The organism is Peribacillus sp. N1 (assembly GCF_054600815.1).
This window is the reverse complement of the sequence record NZ_BAAHZO010000001.1, coordinates 557701-581731: the sequence shown is the minus strand read 5'-3', so window position 1 is coordinate 581731 and position 24031 is coordinate 557701. Positions and strand designations below refer to the sequence as shown.

Sequence of the window (24031 nt, the reverse complement as noted above, 5' to 3'; positions counted from 1 at the left end):
CTAATCTCCTGCCTTTATCTCTTAATATCTTCCATTTTACCTTCCATTGCCGAGAGTATCTCCTTTTCGGTTGCCAAAGGAGTATCTCCAACGACAGTACATGCCAGCATTCCTGATACAGCCGCAAACCGAACTGTCTTTTCAGGGGAATATCCTAGCAATTCGCCATGCAGGATTCCGCTTGTGTAAGCATCGCCTGAACCTATTCTATCATATACGGAAAATGATAGGATATCGGAAAAGTAAAATGTCTCTTCTTTGTATATATACCCCCTCAGTGTATGGCTATTATCACTGTTGATTGAACGATGTGTCCCTGCTATCGATTGAATATTGAATTTCTTGGCCACTTCAGGGATCAACTCAATAAGCTGCTCTTCCCTTGTGGAGCCTTCTGACTTCATTCCTAAAATATATAGGGCGTCTTTCTCATTCATCATGACGATATCAGCCAAAGAAAGCATTTCTTCATAATGAGGCTTTGCGTCAGAATAACCTCCCTCCCATAAAGAGGGACGGTAATTGCAATCGAAACAGACTGTACCGCCTTTTTCTTTGACTTTTCCAGCCAGCGCCTTCATACTTTCCCGTACATTTTCCGCCATTGCAAGCGTGATTCCGCAAAAATGGATAATATCCGTACTTTCCGAAATCATATCCATATCATAATCGGATAAGGTGGCTGTATTAAAACTGCTTTCCAGTCGATTGGAATATGTGACACGGCTCGCCCGCTGTCCAAATCCATTTTCCAAAAAGTACATCCCCATGTATTTGCCGCCTCTGGAGATGTAGCCCCTTCCAATTCCTAAGCGCTGCAAAGCTGAGATCGCTGAATCCCCGAGGGGGTTATCCGGTAACTTGGTCACAACATACCCATCATGTCCAAGCTTTGTCATCGCAGAAGCTACGTTTACTCCCGTGCCTGAAAAGGAGTATTGCAGAGTGTTAGCCTGTGATAGTAATTCATACCCTGGTACCTGCAAACGCATCATAACTTCCCCGAATGCCACAATCCTTTTAGGCATATTTTTCAACCAATTTTTTTGTTATGTCCAATAATTTCCGTACATCCTCATCATTCGTTTTACCAGTCTCTTCATCGATGATAGAAGAATATACATGGGGAATGACTTTAGGCACTTTTGCTTCTAATGCAATTTCTAAAATGGTCTCGAAATTATTTAAATCGATTCCACCTGTTGGTTCCAAAGCAAATCCCTCTTCACCACAAGCTTTTGCCACAGCACGATATTCAGCTTCATGCTTCAGGCCTTTCATCGGAAAGTATTTTAATGCATTTCCTCCCATATCACGAACAAGCGCAATGGCAGCTTTTATAGGCACAATGGCAGTTTCACTTGCACCTGCACTTACTGGACCAGTGGAGATATTCACATAACCGACTTTCCCAGTTGGAGAAACAAGTGAATTTATCCAGCTATCCTTCTCACCTAAATTGGCCCTGGTGGCACCAACAGCCGGAAAAACCTGGTTAATATGACTACCTGGATAGTATTTTGCTATTTCTGCGACAACTGCTGCCTGTCTATTATCGCCCGCGCCCAATCCTATTGAAACGGCCTCATCAATGGCTTCTCCGTATTCTTTCATTGCTGTAACACCAGCTTCCACAGTTGGATAATCCTTTGAGAGTACACCCACCAATACATGGCCTTCCGCTGCTTCAAAGACTTCCGCTGCATTTTCTACACTATTTGCAAGTACATTTAAGGCTACACGATCATTCAATAACCGTTTGTTTATGTTTGTCATCCTTGTTTTCCTCCTAATATTGTTCTTAATTGTGCTTCAATGACATGTATATCATCACCTTGCAATGGACGCGGATCTATATCGAAAAAGCCTTGCCGAATCCCATAATCACGTGTATAAATGGCAATATCCCCATTTTTTTTGAGCTGCTCGTTCACTTCTTTCGCCGTTATTTCCGTTATCAAAGGATCAATGGAAATGCGGGCTCTATAAATGGCACGGCCGGCTTCATCCTGTACTATCGTTACTTTTACGCCATCAATGGAGTCAAGTGATGTGAGAACTTGTAAACTAGCCTTTTCTTTTTCGCTATTATCTGTCTTGTCAAAATACTCATCCAATGCCTGAAGCAGCCCAAAGGTAGTTTCCTTTCCAACCTTCATGCTCCTTCCGATACAGTGCAGTTGAACCTTTACCCATTCGATATATTTTTTTCTGCCAGCAACGATACCTGATGTGGGTCCTTCGATGGCTTTTGATCCACTATAGATCGCCAAGTCGGAGAATTGTATATATTTTTCCAAATCCTCCTCAGCTGCTGCATCGACAATCAGAGGGATATTATTCATTTTGGCCACTTCCCACGCTTCTTCGACCGATATCATATTTTTCTGAACAGCATGATGCGATTTCACATATAAAATGGCGGCAGTATTTTCATTTATGGCATCAGCAATATGCTCTGCCTTCCCTTCATTTGCATACCCAACTTCCACCAAATTTCCTCCACCAAGGTAAATCATGGTTTCAACTGGTGCACCATACTGAACGTTATGGCCTTTCAGCATGATGATTTCATTCTTTTGAATGGGATCTTGATGAAGCCTTTCACTTTTCCTTCTGTTTCCTTCAGTCACGATCGCCGCTACGGAAAGCGCAATTCCACTTGATGCTGAGTTTACGACGACCGCTGCTTCGGAATGAAGCAAATTCGCTATATGCTGGCCTGACTTATCGACTAAATCAGAAATTTCAACATAATTTTGCCCACCTTTTTTCATCGCGTCCATCACTGTGTCAGTTGGGGCAGAAACCCCCAATATGCTCATTCTTCCGCTTGCATTGATGACTCTTTTCAAACCGTATTTAGCGTTCAATGAATTCTCCATTTATAACCACTCCTTTTACAGCAACTCTTTTTTCTGCCATCCTTTTTTCACCTTCGGAATCAACTAAAAGAGTCGGCTCATTCTCGATCGAGAATAAGGTCAAGTTCGCAATATCCCCAGTTGAAATCCTGCCAAGCTCTGGTTTATGCAACCAAGCTGCTGCATTGACCGTAACGGCATCTATTACTTCTTTTAATGGATAACCGAGGTACAAAAATTTTGTAAGCACATTTGCCATATTAAAAACTGGCCCATTCTCCCTGTTTTTACGATATATATCCGTACTGATCGTATTGAAACGGATCCCCCGCTTTTTTGCCATTTCGGCAGTTTTAAAAGAAAAGCTTGCCGTTCCATGACCTACATCCAAATGAACACCACGTTCAATCGCCTTACTTAACTCAGGCAGTGGCTCTTCTCTTACATCAAATAAATTATTCGCTTTACCATTTAAGAAATGTGTAATAATGTCCTTTTCCTCAAGTAAACCAAGGACTTCCTTAATATCAGGCGGCCCTGAACCGATATGAACCATTAATGGTAAACCAGTTTCAGCCGAAAACTTCCTAGCGATTTTTAATGGCTCGACACCATTTGGACCAACCACACTTTTACTTATTCTCGCTTTAAGTCCAACGATAAACTCCCCGTACTTGGAAATTGCCTTCCTTAATTCCCCTTCGTCCAGCCATGAAATATCCGATAACTCATCAATCCTTTTCAAACCTATCCGCGAAATATTCAGAAAGGCGAAAACATTCGTTTTGGAATTTTCACAACTGATAACCAGATCAGATATCCTATCTGCCCCCGTGCTTCCCGCATCGATGACCGTTGTTACACCAGTTTTATATCCAATCTCATCAACCTCATCACCATAAGGATCGAATTCCGGGAAAGCATGTACATGCATATCAATCCATCCGCTCGAAACATAAACTTTTTGATTATAATCTATTATCTTATTGCCTGTTGCAGTTCCGGGAAGTGCGATTTCTTTAATCATCCCTTTTTCCAGTATGATATCCGCTGCATTCCCCTCTAACATCTTTACATTCTTCAGAACTAACGTATCTGTCATTTCCCTCATCCTTTTCGATACTTCCTACCGATTGCAAGTACTTTGTATACGGTTACACTGAATAAGAATTCATTTCATTTCTCTTTACAAAAATAGATTATCATATTTAACTGAACTAATCAATATAACGTTATAATGTTTGTTTTAAGTTTACAGAATTTTTAATATAATATCGTTTGTTTTTCTATGTGCTTCTTAGTTTCTTCATATAATATGATCTCATTAGGCTTTTTAAAAATTTTCGTGCTTTTCATAAAAAAGGCGGGAAGAAAAATTATCTATTTTTCTTCCCGCCCTTTTTTTAACGAATTCACAAAAATCCATTGATATAAGTTTTTTTTAAAAAAAACTAACTCTAAGTCAGACTAAAGGGGGTTTGAACATTGCCTCAAGACACTCGCTCCAATCAGCTTTGTTTCAAAATTTAGATAGAACCCCTTTTGTCTATAAACTGATTTAGATCCTTTTTTCTTTTTATTCAACCATAAAATTAATCCAATAATTATTGCTATAAATAAAATTAATATGTCTATGTTTTACATTTAAAATTAATTTCGATCAGCTATTATTACTGAGGACATCCTGATGCACTTGCTTGCAGTCCAAATAGTTTAATAGCAGCATATTATTCCGGAAAGCACGCCTATCATGCATCAGTTATGCTAGTTGTAATAAACCAAGTTTATCTAAAATACGTATATATATTACATTAAGTCAAATCTTTCATTTAGAAGCCCTCGTTAATTAATTTATCCCCTCCTAGTATTACAGAGGATATGTTGCTTTCCATAATATAAAAACCAAGAATGCTTATTTAAAAGCATTCTTGGTCTTGTTAATTGCCGTACTTCATTTGATTTACCTTTTTATGACACCCCCTCAATATATATCCCGTTCCGATGAAAGCCTTTAATTTACCTTTTTTGATCCTTTCCAATGGATTTCCCTCAAACGGTATTTTTGTAGCTTACCTGTTGCCGTTTTCGGTAAAGACTCTACGAATTCAACTTTTGTCGGTGCTTTAAAATGAGCCATTTTTGAGCGGCAAAAGGTAATGATCTCTTTTTCTGTCACTTTTGCATTGGGCTGCAGCACAATGATTGCCTTAGGCGTTTCTCCCCATTTATCGTCTGGGATGGCAATGACCGCAGCCTCCAAAACATCTGGATGATTATACAATACCCCTTCTACCTCTGTTGAAGAAATATTTTCCCCGCCGGAAATGATTAAATCCTTAGCCCTGTCCTGTATCTCAATATATCCATCAGGATAGGTAACTGCCAGATCCCCGGTATGAAACCAGCCATCTCTAATTGCTTCGGCCGTCTTTTCCGGATCCTTATAATATCCTTCCATTACAACATTTCCGCGAGTGATGATTTCCCCCAGTTCCTTTCCATCCCAAGCGACTTCTTTCCCTTCTTGATTGACCACCATCGTTTCCCCATTGAAAACCAATTCAATACCTTGTCTTGCCTTTATTATTGCTTGTTCGTCCGCCGATTTAGCTTCAAACTCATCCTTCCACTCGTTATATAGGATGAAAGGGGAAGTTTCTGTTAATCCATATACGTGGATCATATTCAAACCAAGGATTTCTTGTGCCTTTTGTATAAGCGCTGCTGCTGGAGGAGCACCAGCTGTTGCCATCCTTGGACGCACTTTGATATTTGTTTCCTTTGCTTTAGGATCATTTACCAACATATTGACAACAGTAGGTGCTCCACATAACAATGTAATATTATGACGGCTGAATAATTTGAGGATAAGAGGGGGATCGACCTTCCTTAAACATACATGGGTCCCGCCAGTAGCCGTTACCGACCATACACCTCCCCAGCCATTAGCGTGAAACATCGGCAAGGTATGTAAGTATACATCGTCATGCTTCACTCCAAGGTGATAAATGAAATTAGCGGCATTCATGTAATTCCCGCGATGGGTCAACATTACCCCTTTTGGTTTTGAAGTAGTTCCACTCGTGTAATTTATAGTCAAAAGTTGATTTTCATCGATTGTAACCTCTGGCAGACCACCATCATTTGCATGCAAAATGAAATTCTCATAGTCTATCCCAGGTAAAGTGGTTTCATGTCCTTCAACAGGCACGATAATGATTTTTTCCAATGATAGTCTAGTAATGATCTTTTCGATTGGAGCGGTGAATTCTTCATCGACTATCAACATTTTTGAATCGCTATGCTTGATGATATATTCCAAATCCTCTGCAGCAAGCCTATAATTCAAAGGAACCATTACCGCTCCCATTTGACAAATGCCATAAAAACATTCCAACATATAATGCGTATTTGGCAACATTACTGCAATATGGTCGCCTTTTTCAATTCCCGAAGAATGCAATGCTTTGGAAAGTTGATCTGTTCGCTGCCCGAATTCCTTATAAGTAAACTCTTTCTCTTCATCAATGACTGCCACTTTTTGAGGATAATATTTTACGGCCCTGCGCTTCCAATCCATTGGAGTTAATGGGGAAAACATTTTACCATCTCCTTCTTTTCAGATTCTTTGTATTCAGCACCCTGCCTGGTTCGTCATGATGAATCCTGAGAAAAAAACTTCTTATCCTTTTGATACATATTCATTTTCCAGCCGTCATATCTTCTTTAATGGATTACTTACACCAAAATAAAATCATTGAATGACGTTTTTATCTAAATATTTTTTAATTATTCTGATAATTAACCTCCTAAAACAGTGAAATTCACTGCTTTAATAAATATATAGTGCATCTTCATTCTATTATAATGGAAACTGTACACGTCAGGAAGACTATATTTTATTCTCTATGCATGACGACAGATGTTCGGTAAGCTTCCCAACGATTTGTTTGAGACGTTCCGTTTCCTCTCCATTTAGGACGCTATAAAAGTCACGAAAGATTTTGGTAAAACACTTATTGATGGAATGATAGGTATTCCTTCCACTTTCAGTGGATTGGATAAAAACTACCCGCCGATCATCCTCACTATGTACCCTCTCAATCAACTTCTTCCGTTCAAGCCGATCAATTAGTGCAGTTCCTGCCGCAGGTTTAATCTTCAAATGATTCGAAACATCTTTAACAGCTATGGATTCATTCAAGACTATTAATTGCAATGCGCGATACTGTACAGAAGTTAAATCATATTTAACCAATAACGGTTCAACCAATTCTTGTGATAGTCTGCTTAGTTCCCTGATCTCTAGATGTAAATTATACAATTCACTTGAATTCATGTTTGACAATCCTTTCTTATTGACACTATCTATCTAAAACTATAACATAATTAACGTATCAAAAAATTAACCATGCGAATTAAATTGGTTATTGATTTTTTAAAGAGAGAGAGAGGCTGTCCATGTCAGCAGAACAACGCAAAAAGATCATTATCCTCATGATCAATATGTTTATAGCAATAGGAAGTTTCGGTATCATCATTCCCATTTTACCAGCATACCTGGCCTCCATTAATCAAGGCGGAACCGCCGCTGGCCTAATGATCGCCATTTTCGCGGGTGCACAACTTATCTTTTCGCCAATTGCCGGAAAATGGACTGACCAATTCGGGCGCAGAAAAATGATTATTTATGGATTGGTCGGTTTGACATTATCCATGTTTATTTTTTATGCAGTCAATTCCATTTGGTTATTATATGCTTCACGTATCATCGGCGGGATCGGGGCAGCTTTGCTTATACCCGCAATTTTTGCTTATGTAGCCGATATCACCACATTTGATCAACGCGCCAAAGGCAATAGTTTAGTATCTGCCGCCATGTCCCTGGGAATTGTAGTCGGTCCGGGAATTGGAGGTTTTTTAGCTGACTTTGGCTTGAAGTTTCCCTTTTTGATTTCTGCTCTGGTATCCCTATCAGCTGTTGTATTTTCGATTTTTGTTTTAAAAGAAAGCGAAACGGCACAGGTTCCACAATCCATGGATGCAAAAACTGAAACAATGATTCGGAAGATTGCCTTATCCGTGAAAATGCCTTATTTCATCCCACTCATCATTACTCTTGTAATGAGCTTTGGCTTAATGGCATATGAATCTGTAATTGGTCTTTATCTTGATAATCAATTCAATTCAAGTCCTAAGGACATCGCCGTCATGGTTACAGCCACCGGTATCGTCAGTGTAATAGTGCAACTGTTTGTCGTCGACCGGATTGTACAGCGTTTCGGGGAAGTGAATGTGCTGAATATCTTTATCAGTGTTGCAGCAATCGGTTTCCTTCTATCACTTTTTGCTACAAGTTACCTGATTTTCTTTTTGATTTCGCTTATCATCTTCCTTTCCACTTCCATCTTGCGTCCAGTTCTTAACACACTGATTTCCAAGATGGCAGGGAATGAACAGGGCTTTGCAATGGGTATGAATAATGCGTATATGAGCATTGGAAATGTGCTCGGACCTACACTTGCCGGAATGATGTATGATGTCCACATTACCTACCCGTTCATGTTGGGCCTTATCCTTTTATTCATTACTTTGATGATTACCATGGCTTGGCAAAAGCGATCACTTCATGCGAAGGCATTATCCTAGAGATTAGAAGGCATTTCAAGTTTCATGCCTTAACAAAACCCCCGAGTAGCAGCCGCCATTCGGGGGTTTTTCATTTATGATTTTTATATCAATTGAAATCCTCCAAAACTGTATATTCACGAGTAAAAGTTAAATCTCGCGGATATTCCCTCCATTTTCCGGAAGCAGCTCTAAATCTTCCGTAACATTCAAATTCACGAGTAAATGGATGAATCTCACGAGTATTTGATCCGAATTCACGAGTAAATGGCTCTAATTCACGAGTAACGCTTCAATCTCTTGGATATTCGCTCCATTTTCATGCGGAAACAGCTCAAAATCTTGCGTAACAATCGAAACCATTTGCTTCTTAAGTTAATGATTTTATTTGACCAAAACAAAAAGCGGCCTTTTTCCTCTAATAGAGAATAAGGCCGCTTATCATTCAGTTTTTCTCATTTATATTGTTATTAGGGGAAAATGATTTTCATTTAATATATACGGCTTTTTTCCCTTTACTGCTTTCAAAAGCTGCATCAATGATTTTAATGACCGATAATCCCTCTTGGGCGGTTACTGGAGCTTTTTTTCCGCTCAATATACTATCTGCAATTGCCTGGTAATATGTTAAATAAGATCCATTCAGTGTTTCAATGGTTTCATGTGTCTCATTTTCACCTTCAACCGTAACCAGCTTACCATAGAATTCGGGTTCATCTGCACCCCAAGAGTCATCCAACGGTTTTTTCCCCTCACTTAGGGCTGCCTCTTGGCAGTCAAGACCGTACTTGATAAATGATCCTTTACTTCCATGCACCTGATAGCGCGGTCCATTAAACGGAACGATTGAGCCTGAATGCAAGATAACTCTTAGCTTTTCATATCCTAATATTACATGGAAATAATCATCCGTTTCTGCATTTTCTTTTTGGGAAAATACATCTGCCCAAACGAATTGCGGCAATCCAAACAAATGAAGTGCTTGATCGATGAGATGTGATCCTAAATCATAAAGCATGCCTGATCCCGGACCTGGTTTTTCCCTCCATCTATCCCTGACCACAGGCCGGTATCGATCATAATGGACTTGGTATGTATTGATTTCCCCAAGCACTCCATCATCCATAAGTTTTTTCACGGTCAAAAAGTCATTATCCCATCTCCGGTTATGATAGACACTTAATAGCAGATCCTTTTCCTCGGCAATCTTAATGAGCTCCTCCGCCTCCCAAGCTTCCACTACCATTGGCTTTTCAAGAATGACATGCTTCCCTGCTAACAAGCTTTGCTTGGCCATTTCATAATGTAAACCACTCGGTGTCGTAATAACAGCCAAATCAATGGATGGGTCTTCAAGAATCTCCTCTAAGCTGCTTACCACTTCAACATCTTTCAAATCTTTTTGGACTTTTTCCTTATTGGAGCTGACAACTTTCGCTATTTGAAACTGCCCTAAAACACTTAGTAACGGCGCGTGAAAAGTAGCTCCTGACAATCCGTATCCAACTATGCCCACTTTAATTTTTCTCATTTTCGTTCCCACTCGCTTTCTTGTTCCTCTTAAACATACATTTTATTATATTTCATTGTCCGGGTATGTATCTCTCAAAAACTTGACAGATTGATTAATCAATTCTTTCAATACGTTAATATCGATATCTGCCACTTTATTGATGTACACACACGCTTTTCCGGAAGTGTGTTTACCAAATGCCTGTAACAATTCTTCTCTTTCTTTGTCTCCCGTAGCAAAATATAAACTGATTTTTGCTTTTCGAGGCGAGAAGCCTACCAGGGGGGCATCGCCTTCGTGACCTGATTCATATTTATAATGATAGGTACCGAACCCAATTATGCTCGGTCCCCACATCTTTGCCTCATAACCTGTCGTTTCGGTAAAAACATCCAACAATTCGTATGCATCTTCACGTTTTTTCGGATTATCGACGTTCTCAATGAACTCAATGACACTACTGTCAGTTTCTTTGGTTTTTTGTTTATACATGACCGGAACCTCCCTTTTATTAAAAGGTAGAAAAAATTCATAAGATATCGCTTGCACAGTATTTTAGATTGATATGTATACAGCCTTCATCATCGATGTATCAATGATTGGCGGATCTTCATTACTAGTTCTCCACGCTTCATGGCAAATCCTTCATTCAATACCCTTATATATTATAGAACATTGATTCGTTTTATTCTATTTTAAGAGCAGAGTTATATAGATAAATCTTTTTTGCGTTAAAAATCGGTACTTATCATAAAAATCTCTACGATCAGAAAATATAATTCTGATCGTAGATTTTTGCATTAAAAGGCAAAATGCAGTTTATCCAGACCTATTGCCGCCGGATTTTTTCAATTTCATCAGCTATGAATTGTACCTGTGTCCCTACGATGACTTGAATGCTTTGGGGACCCACGATATTGATTCCAGCAACCCCTGTTGATTTGATTTTATTCTGATTGACAGCTCCCATATTTTCCACTTCAACTCTTAAACGGGTAACGCAGTTATCTAAAGATGTAACGTTTGCGTCTCCGCCTAATCCCTCATAAATAGCGGAAGCCATTCCAAAGAATTTACTCTCATTATTCCCGCCTTGACTGCTGTCTGCTTCCGCAGTCGCTCCTCCGCCATCAAGCTCATCTTCTGTATCATCTTCTCTGCCGGGAGTCATTAAATTGAACCTTGTAATCAAGAATCGGAATAAGAAATAGTAGATGACAGCAAAAGCCAGTCCTTGAAGAAGTAGCATATACGGTTCATTTGCCAATGGCAACCTTGAACTTAAAACAAAGTCAATGAATCCTGCACTAAAACCGAAACCTGCTGTCCATTGGAAAGTCGCAGCAATAGCTAATGATATTCCTGTTAATAAGGCATGCACAACGAATAGGGCTGGTGCAACAAACATGAAAGCAAATTCCAACGGTTCAGTAACGCCTGTGAAAAATGAAGCGAAACCGGCTGCGAGCATTAATGAGGCAACTTGTTTTTTCTTCCGTGATTTTGCCGTATGGTACATGGCAAGAGCTGCTGCCGGCAAACCGAACATCATGACGGGAAAGAATCCGGCTTGATACATGCCTGTGGTTCCTTTTATTCCTGTTCCAGCCCAGAATTTACCGATATCGTTAAGTCCTATCACATCGAACCAGAATACCGAGTTTAACGCATGATGTAAACCTGTTGGTATCAAAAGCCGATTAAAGAATCCATAGAGTCCTGCTCCAGCAGCTCCTAATTCACTTATTCCTTCCCCAAATATAACTAACCAGGAATAGATGAGCGGCCATACGAAGAATAATAATAGGGAAACCAGTAACATGACAACCGCAGTAAGGATCGGGACAAGGCGTTTACCGCTAAAGAAAGCGAGTGCATCCGGCAGCTCGACCTTACTGAACCGATTATACATAGCTGCCGCTATAAGGCCCGAGAGGATTCCGACAAATGCATTTTCTATTTTCACAAATGCTGGATTTACATCTTTTGCATCAATTCCCTGCAGCATCGCTACAGAGTCCGTGGAAAGCAATGTCGTTACAACCAGATAGGCTACCAGCCCGCTTAAAGCGGCGGCTCCATCTTTTCCTTTCGACATCCCCAACGCCACTCCAACAGCAAACAAGATAGCCATATTGTCTATAATCGAAGAACCTGCTTTTATTAAGAAAGCCGCTAATGGACTTCCCGCTCCCCATCCTGCCGGATCTATCCAATAACCGATCCCCATTAAAATGGCGGCTGCCGGCAATACGGCTACTGGCAGCATCAAGGAACGTCCAATTTTTTGAAGATATTTTTTCATCCCGCTTTCCTCCTGTCAATTACTATTTAGGGCAAACCCCATATTCTATTAGACAGCGGTTCCTTCCATTTTAGAACTTCATTTCATATATAAAGTTGGCTATATTCAGGAATAAAGTCTTAGCGATTTACTCCTCGATCAAAAGTTCATAAAAAAAAAGAAAAGTCCAACCGGACTTTTCTTTTTTCACTTATTTATAGAGCAAGTAGTTTTTACGAATTTTTTTAAAAGCATCCTGCTTTACTTGATATTCCTTCATGATTTCATTTACTGATGAACCTTCTTCAATTCTGGACATTACCCAGCCATTGCCAATCAATAAATTGAAATTTTTGGCTGCAAGGAATTCGAAATCATCAGGATATAGATCCTGAATGGTCTTGATGATGTGAAGTCCAGTAGGGACAGCCTTGAATTCCTCTCTATCCGTTATATAAATTTCCACTCCGTGGCTGAGTTTACCTGCATGTTTTGAAAATGTAGGTGTAAAGGAGGCTGCCCTGAATTTTACGCCAGGTAACCTTAATTCATTTAATTTCCCAGCAAGCTCATCACTGTTTATATAAGGAGCACCAATCAACTCGAATGGTTTAGTCGTCCCTCTGCCTTCCGAGACATTCGTTCCCTCGATCAAGCCTGTAGCCGGATATACGAAAGTAGTGGAAACTGCGGGCATATTCGGTGACGGCAAGACAAAAGGGAGACCAGTATCATCATAGTCCATATCTCGCTTCCAGCCTTTCATCTTGATGACCTTTAGATCTGCACCAATATTAAATTCCTTATTGAACAAAGTCGCGAGTTCCCCAACTGTCATCCCATGCTTTAGCGGTATTGGGTACAAACCGACAAACGATGAGAATTCAGGTTCAAGTACCGGCCCATCTACCGACTCCCCGCCCTGTGGGTTCGGCCGGTCCAGCACGATAAAGGGGATATCATTTTCTTTGGCTGCTTCCATTGCATATGCCATCGTGTAGATATAAGTGTAATAGCGTGTTCCGACATCCTGGATATCAAAAACAAGGACCTCCACATCCTTTAACATTTCAGGCGTCGGTTTTTTCGTTTTGCCATATAAGCTATAAACAGGCAACCCTGTTTTTTCATCAATATAATATTCAACGCTTGCACCAGCTTGCGCATCTCCACGCACTCCATGTTCAGGACCAAATAACGCTGTCAAATTAATGTCTGGATCATCATGAAGTAGATCGACGATGCTGGTTAATTTTGAATCGATGCCAGTTGGGTTCGTAATCAAGCCGACTTTCTTTCCGCTTAACACGTTCTTTTCTTCTTTTAAAAGGACTTCAATACCGGGACTGACCTTTTGTTTTTTCTTCTCTTTAACAGCGGTTACACTTTTTGAGGAAACAATGCCGAAAGTCAACAGACAAATGGTAAATAGGATTATCATTCTTTTCAAACTGCTTCCCTCCCTATTTTCTAATGGGTCTTCCAGATTTAATATCTAATCCATATCCAAATTTATAAAGACTTTCAGAGGGCTTAATTACTGATGGTATATCAACCGGCAACGTACCTTTAGGTTTTGATACTCCAAAAATGGCCGAAATTCCTGCCGGGATATTCGGCTGTCTATAACGCCCATTCGAATACCCTTTGAACCCGTAAACAGCAAGAACCGCTTTCGCTTCTTCAAAGTTTGCAACATCATAAGGGTTTCTTAAACTCATTAATACAAATTCTTTATCTTTCTTATTAGCATGATTCATGACCGCTCTAGGGAAGGCTGTTGCCCACTTCGAAGAATCTTGAATGCTATCATCGATCACTCCATCATTGACAGCCGGATCGTTTTTGACAACATAGGAACCAGTTATGACAAAGTCCGATTCATCAATGAGCCTTGCCACTTGATCAGTAAATGACTTTCCTGAAAAACTCATACCCGTTATTTGGACTTTCTTTATTTTCTTTTTATCAGCTAATTCGCTGATGCTCCTGGACATGGATTCAACTTGGTCATCAAAAGGAGCAAGAATTAAAACTTTATCATTTTTCTTAGGTTTGAAAGGTAATGTTTTGTCTTCATTTTTCAATAAGGTGATGGCATCTTCCGCGATTTTCCGTTCTTTTTTCAAATGATCTTCATTCCCTACCACTTGAAGCGCGGTTTCGATTTTTTTATCGATCGGAGTTTCATCAGGGTTTAATATCCCTCTTTTCACTTTTAGTTCAAGGATCCTCGTTACAGATTGGTTGACTTGATTTAGAGGAATTTCCCCGCTTGCCACTGCTGCCTTCACTGCATTGAATACAGAGGTTAAATTCTTTTCCATTTGAAGCGAATTAACCTGTGCAGGCATCAATGCAATATCAACACCAGACTTCAGGGCAAGGACTACGGCTTCTTCCTGTCCGAAGTTGTCCGCGATGGCTTTCATATTCAATGCATCTGTAACCACAACACCGTCAAAACCCATTTCTTCACGTAATAGACCCGTAATGACTTTATGTGACAACGTTGCAGGAACCATAATCTCTTGACCGTCTTTTTTACTGATATAGGTAGTGTCATCGAATGCAGGAAACTGAACATGTGCAGTCATCATCATATCAACTCCAGCATCAATGGCCCTTTGGAAAGGCATCAACTCGATGGAACGCAACCGTTCTTTATCATGAGAAACAAGGGGAAGACCATAATGACTATCGACTGCTGTATCTCCGTGGCCGGGGAAATGCTTGGTCGTTGCTATCGTGTTCTGATTTTGCAATCCTTTTATCGTTTGAATGCCCAGCTTTGCTACAAGTTCCGGATCAGAACTGAAGGAACGAACGCCAATAACGGGATTTCCAGGATTATTATTGACATCGACAGACGGCCCGAAATTGACATTTATGCCAAGTGACGACAGTTCCTTGCCAATGATTTCTCCGGATTGATAAGCATAACTTTCTTTTCTGGCTGCACCAAGTGCCATATTTCCAGGAAGGTTCGTTCCAGTTTGAAGGCGAGTTACGATTCCACCTTCCTGATCAATCGTTATGAACAGCGGAAGGTCCGGGCTTGCCATCTGCAAACCATCGGTGAGCCGTACCGTTTGTTCGGTATCGACTACATTCTCTGCAAACAGAATAACACCGCCCAGATGATATTTTTTGATGATGCTTGCAACTTCTGAGTTCATTTCAATAAACCCCGTCGTCTTCGCTTCTCCTTGTTTTTGCCAATTACGAAAATCAGGCATGAGCATTTGACCGACTTTTTCATCGACTGTCATGTTTGCTACGATTCCCTGAATATCCGATACTTTTTTTTCAGTCTCTGATCCTTTTGCTGTCGCATTCCCTCCCAGAATGGATAAAACCAAGAATAATGCTATTCCAGCAGGGGCACATATCCTTTTTATCATTTAGGCTTCCTCCCTTGTATACTTTCTAGCTCTGTTAGCAGCAATTCCATAACCACTTTCATGAAGGGGTATAAATGAATGGAAAAGAACTATATAGATCCTATAAAGAAACCAAGGCAGCATTGGGAATCCCGTCTGCCGCCTCTTTTAACAAGCCATCATGAAATATATCCTATTATCCCCGTATAATTGATTCATAGAGCCCAATTGGTCACTCAATTATAAGTTTTATCGTTTGACCAGGCTTTAGAAGGGACAGCAAGGGAATATCTTCTTCTATAATTCGCCCAATCACATTAACTCGATGATTTGCCCCTAGGTCTCTCTTGCAAATTTGGACCTCTCCCCGATACCTTCCGTAACCATCATTGTCCATCGTTATGGATCCAAGGCTGCGTGCAACTGTATTACTCGGCTCAACATTTGCTGTGAGCCGGGTATTCTGCAGCCGGAAAACATCTTGAGAAACATCTGGCCTCAATTCGTACTGACCGCTTTGTAAGAGTCGGGATTCCGCTCTAACAGTTAGAATATTTTGATTTTTATAGGCAGTCAGATTCTCAAGCAGATTATTCTCCGTTCCTTGATCTCCAACGTAAACTCCTTCCACATGCTGAAACAGCTCGATACCGGCAGCGTAAGGATTCATCAACCTGTGTTTTTCAAGCGTTGGAAGACCTTCATGAATTGGACCGCGTTTACTTCCTGCACCTGGGATGAAAGCAAAGATCGGAATGCCGTATTTCATGAACATTTGATTTTGTTCATGAAAGAATTCTTCCTCAAGGCCCGTTTCAGGCCTTGGATAAAAGTTGTGCCAAGCTATCAGATTTTCCGGTTCCACACCGCCTCCAAGCACGGCTAAAAGTTCATCTTCATTCAACGTGCTTGCATTCAGTGAAAGTGAAAACACCTTGGATAAGGATATGACCGTTTCTTTATCAAATCCATCATCAAGGCGAATACCTTTAATACCTAATCTCCATAAATCCGTAAATTTGCTAATCCCCAAATGATCAAGCGTTTTTATTGAGACATCTGCATGGATTTCCATTCCGCAGGACTCTGAAAGCTTTAAAAGCCTGATCATTCTCTTTACCAGTTCGCCCTTTTCTTCAGGAATATGAAGCGAGGTAAATGCTCTCTTCACTCCCAGGTCAGCAGCATGTTTGATTTGTGTTTCTGCATGCGGGTCTTGTAGATAAAAAGAGATTCCGATCACTTGAATTCAAGCGCCATTTCATCATTAAATCCAAACAGATACGTAAAAATAAATCCTGCTATATAGGAAATGAACAGTCCAGCGAGGAACAGAGCGATTTGATTTGGATGAACTAAAAAGGTAAGCGGCAGTCCGGACACACCGATGGACGACGTTGCGATTCCGAATTGAGCCTGGAATGCTCCGCCTACTCCTGCACCTAAACATGCCGTTAAGAAAGGCCGGCCCAATGGCAGGGTCACTCCAAATATAAGAGGTTCGCCGATACCTAGCATCCCGGAAGGAAGGCCTCCTCCGATTGCTCTCTTCAAACTTGCTTTCTTCGTTTTCATATAGATGGCAAATGCCGCTCCCACTTGGCCCGCGCCACCCATCGCCAAAATGGGAAGCAGTGGATCATCTCCAATCGAATTTATCAATTCTAGATGGACAGGCGTTAAACCTTGATGTAAACCAGTAATGACGAGAGGGAGGAAGGCTGCACCAAGGACGAATCCAGCTACAACACCGCCGAAATCCAATACATTCAATAACCCAGTCGTAATGGCATCCGATAAAAACCCACCTACCGGCATAAATACAATGTAAGTGACAATCCCAGTAATGAGTAAAGCGATGGTTGGCGTCAAAATGATATCCAGTGATTGAGGAATGAATTTCCTGACCTGTTTTTCCACCAAGGCTATGAAAATAGCTGCAAAGAGGACTCCTATCAACCCACCGCGGCCAGGGAGCAAATTTTCACCGAACAATGAAATGTCACCGACAGCGGGGTTGATGACCAAAATGCCTGCAAGTGCACCTAGTGCAGGTGATCCACCGTATTCTTTTGCTGCATTGGTCCCAACCAAAATCCCCAAGTAGGCAAACAGCCCCGATCCGATAACGGTTAAAATGATGGCTAATTGTGATTCTGCTGCTAGCCAGCCTGCTTGAACGATTGCTTTTGTAATACCGGTTATCAAACCTGATGCCACTAGGGCGGGAATTAAAGGGATGAAAATACTTGCAATCCTGCGTAAAAAAAGTTTAAAAGGTTTTGCATTTTTCCTATCAATCTCTGATTTATTCTTCGAGGCTACTTCCTTTAAGTTCAAATTGCCTGAATAATCTTCCAAAAGCTTTTCAAATTCTGCATGAACCTTGTTCACCACGCCTGGACCGAGGACGATTTGTATCGTTTCCTCTTCAATGACGCCAAAAACGCCTTCAGTATTTTTTATATCTTCCATTTTTACTTTCGAACGATCGATTGGCAATACCCTTAGTCTGGTCATACAATGTGCAGCATCGGCAACATTTGATGCCCCGCCTAATTTCCCCAATAATTCTTCGGCTAAACTGGCGTACTTATCCCCCTTACCCATTCAAAAGCCCCCTTTGTCAAATCTCGTATCAATCATTTATATCGATCTGTCATCGATTTAATGGCAGACCTGGTGTTATCAATATATTGGACAGTCTCTTCATATTGCTCTGAAGCCATCCCCAAAAACAAAATGTCAATCATATATAATTGTGCCAATCGTGAGGATGTGGCTGCACTTCGAAACGGTGCTTCATTCGAAAAGGATGTATACAGTGTAGCGTCACACAAAGAAGATACCGTTGTTTGGCCATAATGAGTCAGCCCAATCGTCTTTACCCCACGTTCTTTTGCCAGCTTCAATATATTGACAACTTCAGGTGTTTCCCCTGAGAATGAAATGGCAAAAACGATATCATTTTCATCAGCATTTGCAATCAAGGTTGCAACTAAATGCATATCTGTAAAAGCCGTTGCCCCTTTATTGATGCGAAGTAATTTTTGCTGAGCATCAGCCGCAACTATATTCGAAGCACCGACACCGCAAAAGTGGACAGTTTTAGCATTCAGCATTAGCGTTATCGCATGTTTGAGATTATCGTGATCGATTATTTCAGATGTGTCCCGGATGGTCTGAATCGAATTACTCGTTGTTTTCTCAACAATCCGATACAGTGATTCGGAAGGTTCGATATCCCGGTAGCCCTGTTCAACGGTCTTCATCAAATCTCCAGCAATCCTTATTTTCAGATCTTGAAATCCTTTTATGCCAAGCGACTTACACAACCTAATAACAGCAGCCCCGCTTGTTTGGGCAGACGTACTTAATTCCTGTACAGTGCTGTTCACAACTTCATGAGGATTCTTGAGAATATATTCTGCTAGTTTTTGTTCAGATTGCGGCAGCTTGCTCAACATTGTCTGTATGATTGATAATCCTCCTGTAGCCATTTCTTCCCTCCTTAATCTTCATAGATTGAGATGGCTTTTCTGACATCTCCATCAGCATTTTCCAGTAACTCCATTGCTTTTTCATAATCTGTTGCCGTTTTTATCATGACAATCGCTGGCTTAACTTGATTATTTGCCTTTTCAAGCGTATTCAATGCTTGATCATAGTCAGCATTCGTTACAGTTTCTATGATGCTTATTGCACGGTCCTTCAGTTTTTGATTACTGACATTTACATCTACCATCAGATTTTCATAGACTTTTCCCAGCCGGATCATGGTTGCCGTTGAAATCATATTGAGTACCATTTTATGTGCGGTTGCGGCTTTCATTCTCGTGGATCCTGTTAACACTTCCGGTCCGACAACCACTTCAATCCCTATATCCGCTGCTTCTGTGATGCTCGCGTTTTTATTGCATGATAAAGCAACCGCTTTAGCCCCGACTTTTCTTGCATAACGTAAAGCGCCCTTCACATAAGGGGTACGACCGCTTGCCGCAATGCCAATAACCGTATCATTTGCTGTAAGGCCCACATCCATCAGATCACATTCCCCAAACTCTTCTTTATCCTCTGCTCCTTCAACAGCCCGAACAAACGCCTTTTCGCCTCCTGCGATTATTCCCAGTACCCTATCAGGCGGTGTGCTGAAAGTCGGGGGACATTCCACCGCATCCAGCACACCGAGTCTTCCGCTCGTTCCTGCTCCGATGTATATGAGCCTCCCCCCTTTTTTTAACGATTCGCAAGCCCATTCAACCACCGTTTTAATTTCTGACAATACCTCCTCAACCGCTGCTGCCACTTTAAAATCTTCTTTATTGATTGCAGAAATGATTTCCATCGTATTTACACTGTCGATATTCATTGTCTTTTCGTTCCGTAATTCAGTCGTTAATGAACGCAAATGTTCTTCCATAGACAATTAAATCCTCCCATAAACAATTACTTAAATATAATTTCATTTTTTAATAGAAAATAATGAAATTATATTTCATATTATATTCAATGATAGCGTTTTCATTACTCGGATACAAGATATTTTTGGTGATCTTGCACCACAGGATTTTTTCAACAATAAAAAAACGTGTACCGTCCCCAAACTTGGGAACGATACACGCACAAGTTATATAATAAAATGCCAAACTAGTATACTACTTCGGCCCCAGGATACCTCATTCCTTTACCCAGTTAACGGACAGGGACTACTTTCCCATTTTCTACTGCACCGACGACAATAGTTGATGCAAATCCTCCATTTTCATCAATCGAGGGAATATCGTATATTTTTTGATCTGGTCCTATATTGGAAAGTCCATCTTGCATATGCTTACGGATGGCCTTGGCATCATCAACGCTGCCTGCAGATTTCATCGCTTCCACAAACGCATACATGGCGATATAATTCAATCCTACTTCTGAGCTTGGATCTTCCTTATAATTCTTTTGATATTTCTCAACGAAAGCAGGTATTGCTTCTTCATCTGAGTCCATCAGTGGCAAAACGCCAATCGAGCCTTCCAATGTTTCATATGACCCTGCAATCGGCTTCATTTGATCCAGCTTTGCTTGATCCATGATGATGAAACCACCCTTAAATCCTAGCTCCCGAGCTTGCTTCGCTACTTTTGCCGTAGGTTCCGAAGCACCACCGATAAATAGCACATCAGGATCTTTTTTCAAGGCATTGGTGACAATCGTAAAGAAATCGGTTTCTTTGGCGAAATCAATCGATGAATTATAAACGACTTTTCCGCCTTGCTTTTCCCAATGTGGGAGCACGGCCTCCGTCCAGTCTTTACCGTATTGCGAAGATGTTGGCAAAGCGGCAATCTTCTTGCCGAAATGTTCCATTGCATATGTTGTAAAAGGTTCAATATACCCCTCGTAATTCGGTGGAATTCGAACGGTTAATGAATTTCCGCTTTCGGTCACTGCCGGTTCACTCGTATATGCCCCAATTATGAATTCCTCTTGTTCATTAAAAACCTGAAGTGCCAGCACACCTCCGCTATGAGGCGTGAAAATGATCGGCGTATCATATTCCTGAATTAACCGTTTAGCATTCGACCCTGTTTCATTTGGAAGGTATTTATCATCCAACGAAACTAAATTCAATGTGTATTTCTTACCATCTACTTCAAACCCACCAGCATCATTAATTTCATTGACAGCCATTTCTACACCATTCAATGTCCTTTTCCCATATAACGCTGCCGCACCGCTTAAAGGACCGCTAAAACCGATGTTAACGACATTATCACTTTTACCTTTACTGCCACTGCTTGACACAGTGCTATCCCCTTTATTGCACCCAGTCAACACAGTGATCATTAGCAGGAGAAAAATAAATAATACGTTCAGTTTTTTCATGAAAATCCCCCATTCAATTTTTTCAGGCTCCAATATACGCTTTCCTTACTTCATCATTGGCTAATAACTCACTTGCTGTCCCTTGAACGACAATTTCCCCATTTTCAAAAACATATCCTTTATCTGCAATGCCGAGAGCAGCATTCGCGTTTTGTTCAGCAAGCAGGACCGTGATTCCTTCGCGGTTTATTTCTTCAATGACCCGAAACATTTGTTCAACAATAAGTGGAGCGAGTCCCACCGAAGGCTCATCAAGCATCAACAATTTAGGTTTCGACATCAAAGCTCTTCCAATTGCGAGCATCTGCTGTTGCCCGCCGCTCAGGCTTCCCGCTTCATCATGATGCTTTTCTTTTAAAATCGGGAATAAGTGATAGACGTATTCCAAGGAATCCTTGATCTCCGCTTTCTTCTTTCGATGCACATAAGCACCCATCCTCAGATTTTCCTGGACGGTCATTTGTGGAAACAGTTTACGTCCTTCGGCACACTGGACGATTCCCTCCCGAACATTCTTGTCCGGGGCACGGCCCGCTATCGGCATGCCCAGAAAATGAATTTCCCCCTTGGACAGCTTACTGATTCCGCTTATGGAACGAAAAGTCGTGCTTTTTCCTGCCCCATTAGCTCCCAACAAAACAACGATCTCTCCCTTGGCAACTTCGATATTCACATGTTTTATCGCAGTGAAACTACCATAATTCACGGCGACATCGGTTAACTTAAGCACTGGCACTCCCTCCTAAATAGGCTTTAATCACCGCTTCATTTCCGCGGATTTCCTTAGGTGTGCCCTCGGCAATTTTTTCTCCGTAATTAAGGACCATGATGTGGTCTGCCAAGTTCATGATCATATGCATTTTGTGCTCGATTAAACAAACGGTCAGTCCCGATCGATTCAATTTTTTAATCAGTTCTGTCAAGCCTTCCGTTTCATCAGGGTTGATTCCCGCAGCAGGTTCATCAAGAAAGATAATTTCCGGCTCAGTCGCAAGGGCAAGGGCAATGGCTGTCCGTTTCTTTTCCTCCTGCGAGATGCTGGAGACCATTCTGTCAGCCGATTTCGTCAATCCGACAATATCAAGAACTTCCATTGCCTTATCCCTGCAAGCCGCTTCCTCCCGTTTTAAACGTTTTGTTCTTAGAATGGCATCCACCAGATTGGATTTGGTTCGCAGCCTATGACCGACAATGACATTATCCAACACGGTCGTTTGATCAAAAAGACTTGTCGTTTGAAAGGTTCTTGAAATTCCGAGCCCCGCTATTTCATTGGCAGGAAGTTTGGTGATATCAATCCCCTTAAAAAGGACCGTCCCGGAAGTTGGTCGATGAAAGCCACTGATCAAGTTGAAAAATGTTGATTTCCCTGCACCATTTGGTCCGATTATTGCATTGATTCTACCTTTTTCAATCGTAAAATCCACATTATTGACGGCCGCCAATCCTCCAAACCGCTTTGTCAAACTCTTCGTTTCGATTAGCAAATTCATCCCTCCTCAGCTTTTATGTGCATTTCGCTTCTCACCCTGGACAGTTCATTATCTTTTCGCTTTCTTTTCCAATCAAAGAAGGCACCTGCGATTCCGCGCGGATAAAAGATTATGATCACCGTAAGCAATGGCCCGAATATCAACATTCGATATTCTTGAAGGAATTGCAGATTTTGCGAAAGGATTACTAACAATAATGTTCCTACCAAAGGACCTGAAAGTGTCCCGATTCCACCAACCAATAAATACATCAATAGATCGAACATTATGGCGGTTGATCCGATATCAGGTCCAATGAAACGAATGAATGAAGCATACAAAGCACCTGCCAAACCTGCAAAGAATGTGGAAAGGACAAATGCGGTTAACTTATTCTTCATTGTGGATATACCAATGGTTTTTGCAAGGTCCTCGCTGTTCCTGATGGCCATATACGTCCTGCCGGTCAACGAGCGTATAATTCGATACACGACTAAAATGACTGCAAGCAGGAAAATGAGGACTAGATAATATTGGGATGCTGCAGTATCGAAGGTGATCGGCCCTATATTGCCAGGAGCAGGGATACCGATCAATCCCCTAACCCCCTCTGTAAGTCCTTCCCATTTATCGATGACCAGATATATGATGTAACCCACACATAGGGTATAAATCGCGAAAAAGTGTTCCTTTGTCCTCAGCGCGATCAAACCGATTAAAAACCCAATTGCACATGTGATTAAGCATGCACATACAAGTGCCAGCCAAAAGTTCATTTCCGCTTTTACCGTCAGGAGGCCAAGTGAATATGCTCCAATCGCAAAAAATCCAGCATGTGCAAGCGAGAGATATCCAGTATATCCTGATAATAAATTGATTCCATAAACAGCTATCGCCCAGATGAACGAAAGTGTCAGCATATGGAGATAATAATCGTTTTGAGCGATAAAGGGGAATGAAAAAGCAAAGATGATAAGTGCGAAAATCCCATTTCTTTTCGTTAATATCTTCAC

The 24031-nt window shown here is 41.1% G+C and carries 20 protein-coding genes; 1 reads left to right on the top strand and 19 read right to left on the bottom strand.

Going from position 1 to position 24031, the window contains the following annotated elements; translation table 11 throughout:
- Positions 1-14 precede the first annotated feature (14 nt).
- The 6 genes from ACYP5M_RS02710 to ACYP5M_RS02685 form a co-directional block, all read right to left on the bottom strand.
- The gene (locus ACYP5M_RS02710; RefSeq protein ID WP_260357533.1) at positions 15-1028 is read right to left on the bottom strand and encodes a sugar kinase; all 1014 of its coding nucleotides are present in this window, start codon (positions 1026-1028) and stop codon (positions 15-17) included.
- The gene (gene dagF, locus ACYP5M_RS02705; protein ID WP_452445132.1) at positions 1021-1776 is read right to left on the bottom strand and encodes a 2-dehydro-3-deoxy-phosphogluconate aldolase; all 756 of its coding nucleotides are present in this window, start codon (positions 1774-1776) and stop codon (positions 1021-1023) included. The genes ACYP5M_RS02710 and dagF overlap by 8 nt, the downstream gene beginning before the upstream one ends.
- Positions 1773-2885 (bottom strand): DgaE family pyridoxal phosphate-dependent ammonia lyase, encoded by a 1113-nt coding sequence (locus ACYP5M_RS02700; RefSeq protein ID WP_459734606.1) that lies wholly within the window; start codon positions 2883-2885, stop codon positions 1773-1775. The genes dagF and ACYP5M_RS02700 overlap by 4 nt, the downstream gene beginning before the upstream one ends.
- Positions 2863-3966 carry an amidohydrolase/deacetylase family metallohydrolase gene (locus tag ACYP5M_RS02695; RefSeq protein ID WP_434169469.1) on the bottom strand — a complete coding sequence of 368 codons (1104 nt, stop codon included), beginning with the start codon at positions 3964-3966 and terminating at the stop codon, positions 2863-2865. Before ACYP5M_RS02695 ends, ACYP5M_RS02700 begins: the two co-directional genes overlap by 23 nt.
- 909 nt (positions 3967-4875) lie before the next feature.
- Positions 4876-6465, bottom strand: coding sequence for a long-chain-fatty-acid--CoA ligase (locus tag ACYP5M_RS02690; protein ID WP_452445129.1), 1590 nt, complete (start codon positions 6463-6465; stop codon positions 4876-4878).
- A gap of 291 nt (positions 6466-6756) precedes the next feature.
- Entirely contained in the window at positions 6757-7203 is a 447-nt protein-coding gene (locus ACYP5M_RS02685; RefSeq protein ID WP_101221922.1) for a MarR family winged helix-turn-helix transcriptional regulator, read from the bottom strand.
- A gap of 122 nt (positions 7204-7325) precedes the next feature.
- Between ACYP5M_RS02685 and ACYP5M_RS02680 the strand changes: the two genes are divergently transcribed.
- The gene (locus tag ACYP5M_RS02680; RefSeq protein ID WP_230176380.1) at positions 7326-8513 is read left to right on the top strand and encodes an MFS transporter; all 1188 of its coding nucleotides are present in this window, start codon (positions 7326-7328) and stop codon (positions 8511-8513) included.
- Positions 8514-8979: 466 nt separating this feature from the next.
- Here the strand turns inward: ACYP5M_RS02680 and ACYP5M_RS02675 are convergent, their stop codons facing one another.
- The 13 genes from ACYP5M_RS02675 to ACYP5M_RS02615 all read right to left on the bottom strand — a co-directional run bounded on the left by ACYP5M_RS02675 (position 8980) and on the right by ACYP5M_RS02615 (position 24031).
- Positions 8980-10023, bottom strand: a complete 1044-nt coding sequence (locus ACYP5M_RS02675) for an oxidoreductase (protein ID WP_402942536.1) — start codon at positions 10021-10023, stop codon at positions 8980-8982.
- A 45-nt stretch (positions 10024-10068) separates the two neighbouring features.
- Entirely contained in the window at positions 10069-10497 is a 429-nt protein-coding gene (locus ACYP5M_RS02670; protein ID WP_230176382.1) for a DUF1801 domain-containing protein, read from the bottom strand.
- A gap of 337 nt (positions 10498-10834) precedes the next feature.
- Positions 10835-12310 carry an N-acetylglucosamine-specific PTS transporter subunit IIBC gene (gene nagE, locus ACYP5M_RS02665; RefSeq protein ID WP_459734605.1) on the bottom strand — a complete coding sequence of 492 codons (1476 nt, stop codon included), beginning with the start codon at positions 12308-12310 and terminating at the stop codon, positions 10835-10837.
- A 190-nt stretch (positions 12311-12500) separates the two neighbouring features.
- Entirely contained in the window at positions 12501-13739 is a 1239-nt protein-coding gene (locus ACYP5M_RS02660) for an exo-beta-N-acetylmuramidase NamZ family protein (protein WP_434169465.1), read from the bottom strand.
- A 13-nt stretch (positions 13740-13752) separates the two neighbouring features.
- Positions 13753-15693 (bottom strand): glycoside hydrolase family 3 protein, encoded by a 1941-nt coding sequence (locus ACYP5M_RS02655; protein ID WP_459734604.1) that lies wholly within the window; start codon positions 15691-15693, stop codon positions 13753-13755.
- 211 nt (positions 15694-15904) lie between these two features.
- On the bottom strand, positions 15905-16915 hold the full coding sequence (locus tag ACYP5M_RS02650) for a MupG family TIM beta-alpha barrel fold protein (protein WP_459734603.1): 1011 nt from the start codon (positions 16913-16915) through the stop codon (positions 15905-15907).
- Complete coding sequence (locus ACYP5M_RS02645) at positions 16912-18282, bottom strand: PTS transporter subunit EIIC (RefSeq protein ID WP_459734602.1); 1371 nt, start codon at positions 18280-18282, stop codon at positions 16912-16914. The genes ACYP5M_RS02650 and ACYP5M_RS02645 overlap by 4 nt, the downstream gene beginning before the upstream one ends.
- A gap of 32 nt (positions 18283-18314) precedes the next feature.
- On the bottom strand, positions 18315-19172 hold the full coding sequence (locus ACYP5M_RS02640; RefSeq protein WP_101221915.1) for a MurR/RpiR family transcriptional regulator: 858 nt from the start codon (positions 19170-19172) through the stop codon (positions 18315-18317).
- A gap of 11 nt (positions 19173-19183) precedes the next feature.
- A complete protein-coding gene (gene murQ, locus ACYP5M_RS02635; RefSeq protein ID WP_459734893.1) occupies positions 19184-20092 on the bottom strand; it encodes an N-acetylmuramic acid 6-phosphate etherase in 909 nt (302 codons plus the stop codon).
- Positions 20093-20364: 272 nt separating this feature from the next.
- Positions 20365-21546, bottom strand: a complete 1182-nt coding sequence (locus tag ACYP5M_RS02630; RefSeq protein WP_459734601.1) for an ABC transporter substrate-binding protein — start codon at positions 21544-21546, stop codon at positions 20365-20367.
- 22 nt (positions 21547-21568) lie between these two features.
- Positions 21569-22276: an ABC transporter ATP-binding protein gene (locus ACYP5M_RS02625; RefSeq protein WP_101221913.1), complete on the bottom strand. Its 708-nt coding sequence runs from the start codon at positions 22274-22276 to the stop codon at positions 21569-21571.
- Positions 22269-23039 carry an ABC transporter ATP-binding protein gene (locus tag ACYP5M_RS02620; RefSeq protein WP_402942516.1) on the bottom strand — a complete coding sequence of 257 codons (771 nt, stop codon included), beginning with the start codon at positions 23037-23039 and terminating at the stop codon, positions 22269-22271. The genes ACYP5M_RS02625 and ACYP5M_RS02620 overlap by 8 nt, the downstream gene beginning before the upstream one ends.
- Positions 23036-24031, bottom strand: a complete 996-nt coding sequence (locus ACYP5M_RS02615) for a branched-chain amino acid ABC transporter permease (RefSeq protein WP_434169461.1) — start codon at positions 24029-24031, stop codon at positions 23036-23038. Before ACYP5M_RS02615 ends, ACYP5M_RS02620 begins: the two co-directional genes overlap by 4 nt.

Excerpts from the sequence above, each read along its gene's own strand:
- ACYP5M_RS02710 (WP_260357533.1), bottom strand. The coding sequence starts at position 1,028 with ATGCCTAAAAGGATTGTGGCATTCGGGGAAGTTATGATGCGTTTGCAG.
- nagE (WP_459734605.1), bottom strand. The coding sequence starts at position 12,310 with ATGAAAAAATATCTTCAAAAAATTGGACGTTCCTTGATGCTGCCAGTA.
- ACYP5M_RS02700 (WP_459734606.1), bottom strand. The coding sequence starts at position 2,885 with ATGGAGAATTCATTGAACGCTAAATACGGTTTGAAAAGAGTCATCAAT.
- ACYP5M_RS02640 (WP_101221915.1), bottom strand. The coding sequence starts at position 19,172 with ATGGCTACAGGAGGATTATCAATCATACAGACAATGTTGAGCAAGCTG.
- ACYP5M_RS02680 (WP_230176380.1), top strand. The coding sequence starts at position 7,326 with ATGTCAGCAGAACAACGCAAAAAGATCATTATCCTCATGATCAATATG.
- ACYP5M_RS02630 (WP_459734601.1), bottom strand. The coding sequence starts at position 21,546 with ATGAAAAAACTGAACGTATTATTTATTTTTCTCCTGCTAATGATCACT.
- ACYP5M_RS02655 (WP_459734604.1), bottom strand. The coding sequence starts at position 15,693 with ATGATAAAAAGGATATGTGCCCCTGCTGGAATAGCATTATTCTTGGTT.
- ACYP5M_RS02675 (WP_402942536.1), bottom strand. The coding sequence starts at position 10,023 with ATGAGAAAAATTAAAGTGGGCATAGTTGGATACGGATTGTCAGGAGCT.
- ACYP5M_RS02695 (WP_434169469.1), bottom strand. The coding sequence starts at position 3,966 with ATGACAGATACGTTAGTTCTGAAGAATGTAAAGATGTTAGAGGGGAAT.
- ACYP5M_RS02670 (WP_230176382.1), bottom strand. The coding sequence starts at position 10,497 with ATGTATAAACAAAAAACCAAAGAAACTGACAGTAGTGTCATTGAGTTC.
- ACYP5M_RS02685 (WP_101221922.1), bottom strand. The coding sequence starts at position 7,203 with ATGAATTCAAGTGAATTGTATAATTTACATCTAGAGATCAGGGAACTA.
- ACYP5M_RS02690 (WP_452445129.1), bottom strand. The coding sequence starts at position 6,465 with ATGTTTTCCCCATTAACTCCAATGGATTGGAAGCGCAGGGCCGTAAAA.
- murQ (WP_459734893.1), bottom strand. The coding sequence starts at position 20,092 with ATGGAAGAACATTTGCGTTCATTAACGACTGAATTACGGAACGAAAAG.
- ACYP5M_RS02620 (WP_402942516.1), bottom strand. The coding sequence starts at position 23,039 with ATGAATTTGCTAATCGAAACGAAGAGTTTGACAAAGCGGTTTGGAGGA.
- dagF (WP_452445132.1), bottom strand. The coding sequence starts at position 1,776 with ATGACAAACATAAACAAACGGTTATTGAATGATCGTGTAGCCTTAAAT.
- ACYP5M_RS02645 (WP_459734602.1), bottom strand. The coding sequence starts at position 18,282 with ATGGGTAAGGGGGATAAGTACGCCAGTTTAGCCGAAGAATTATTGGGG.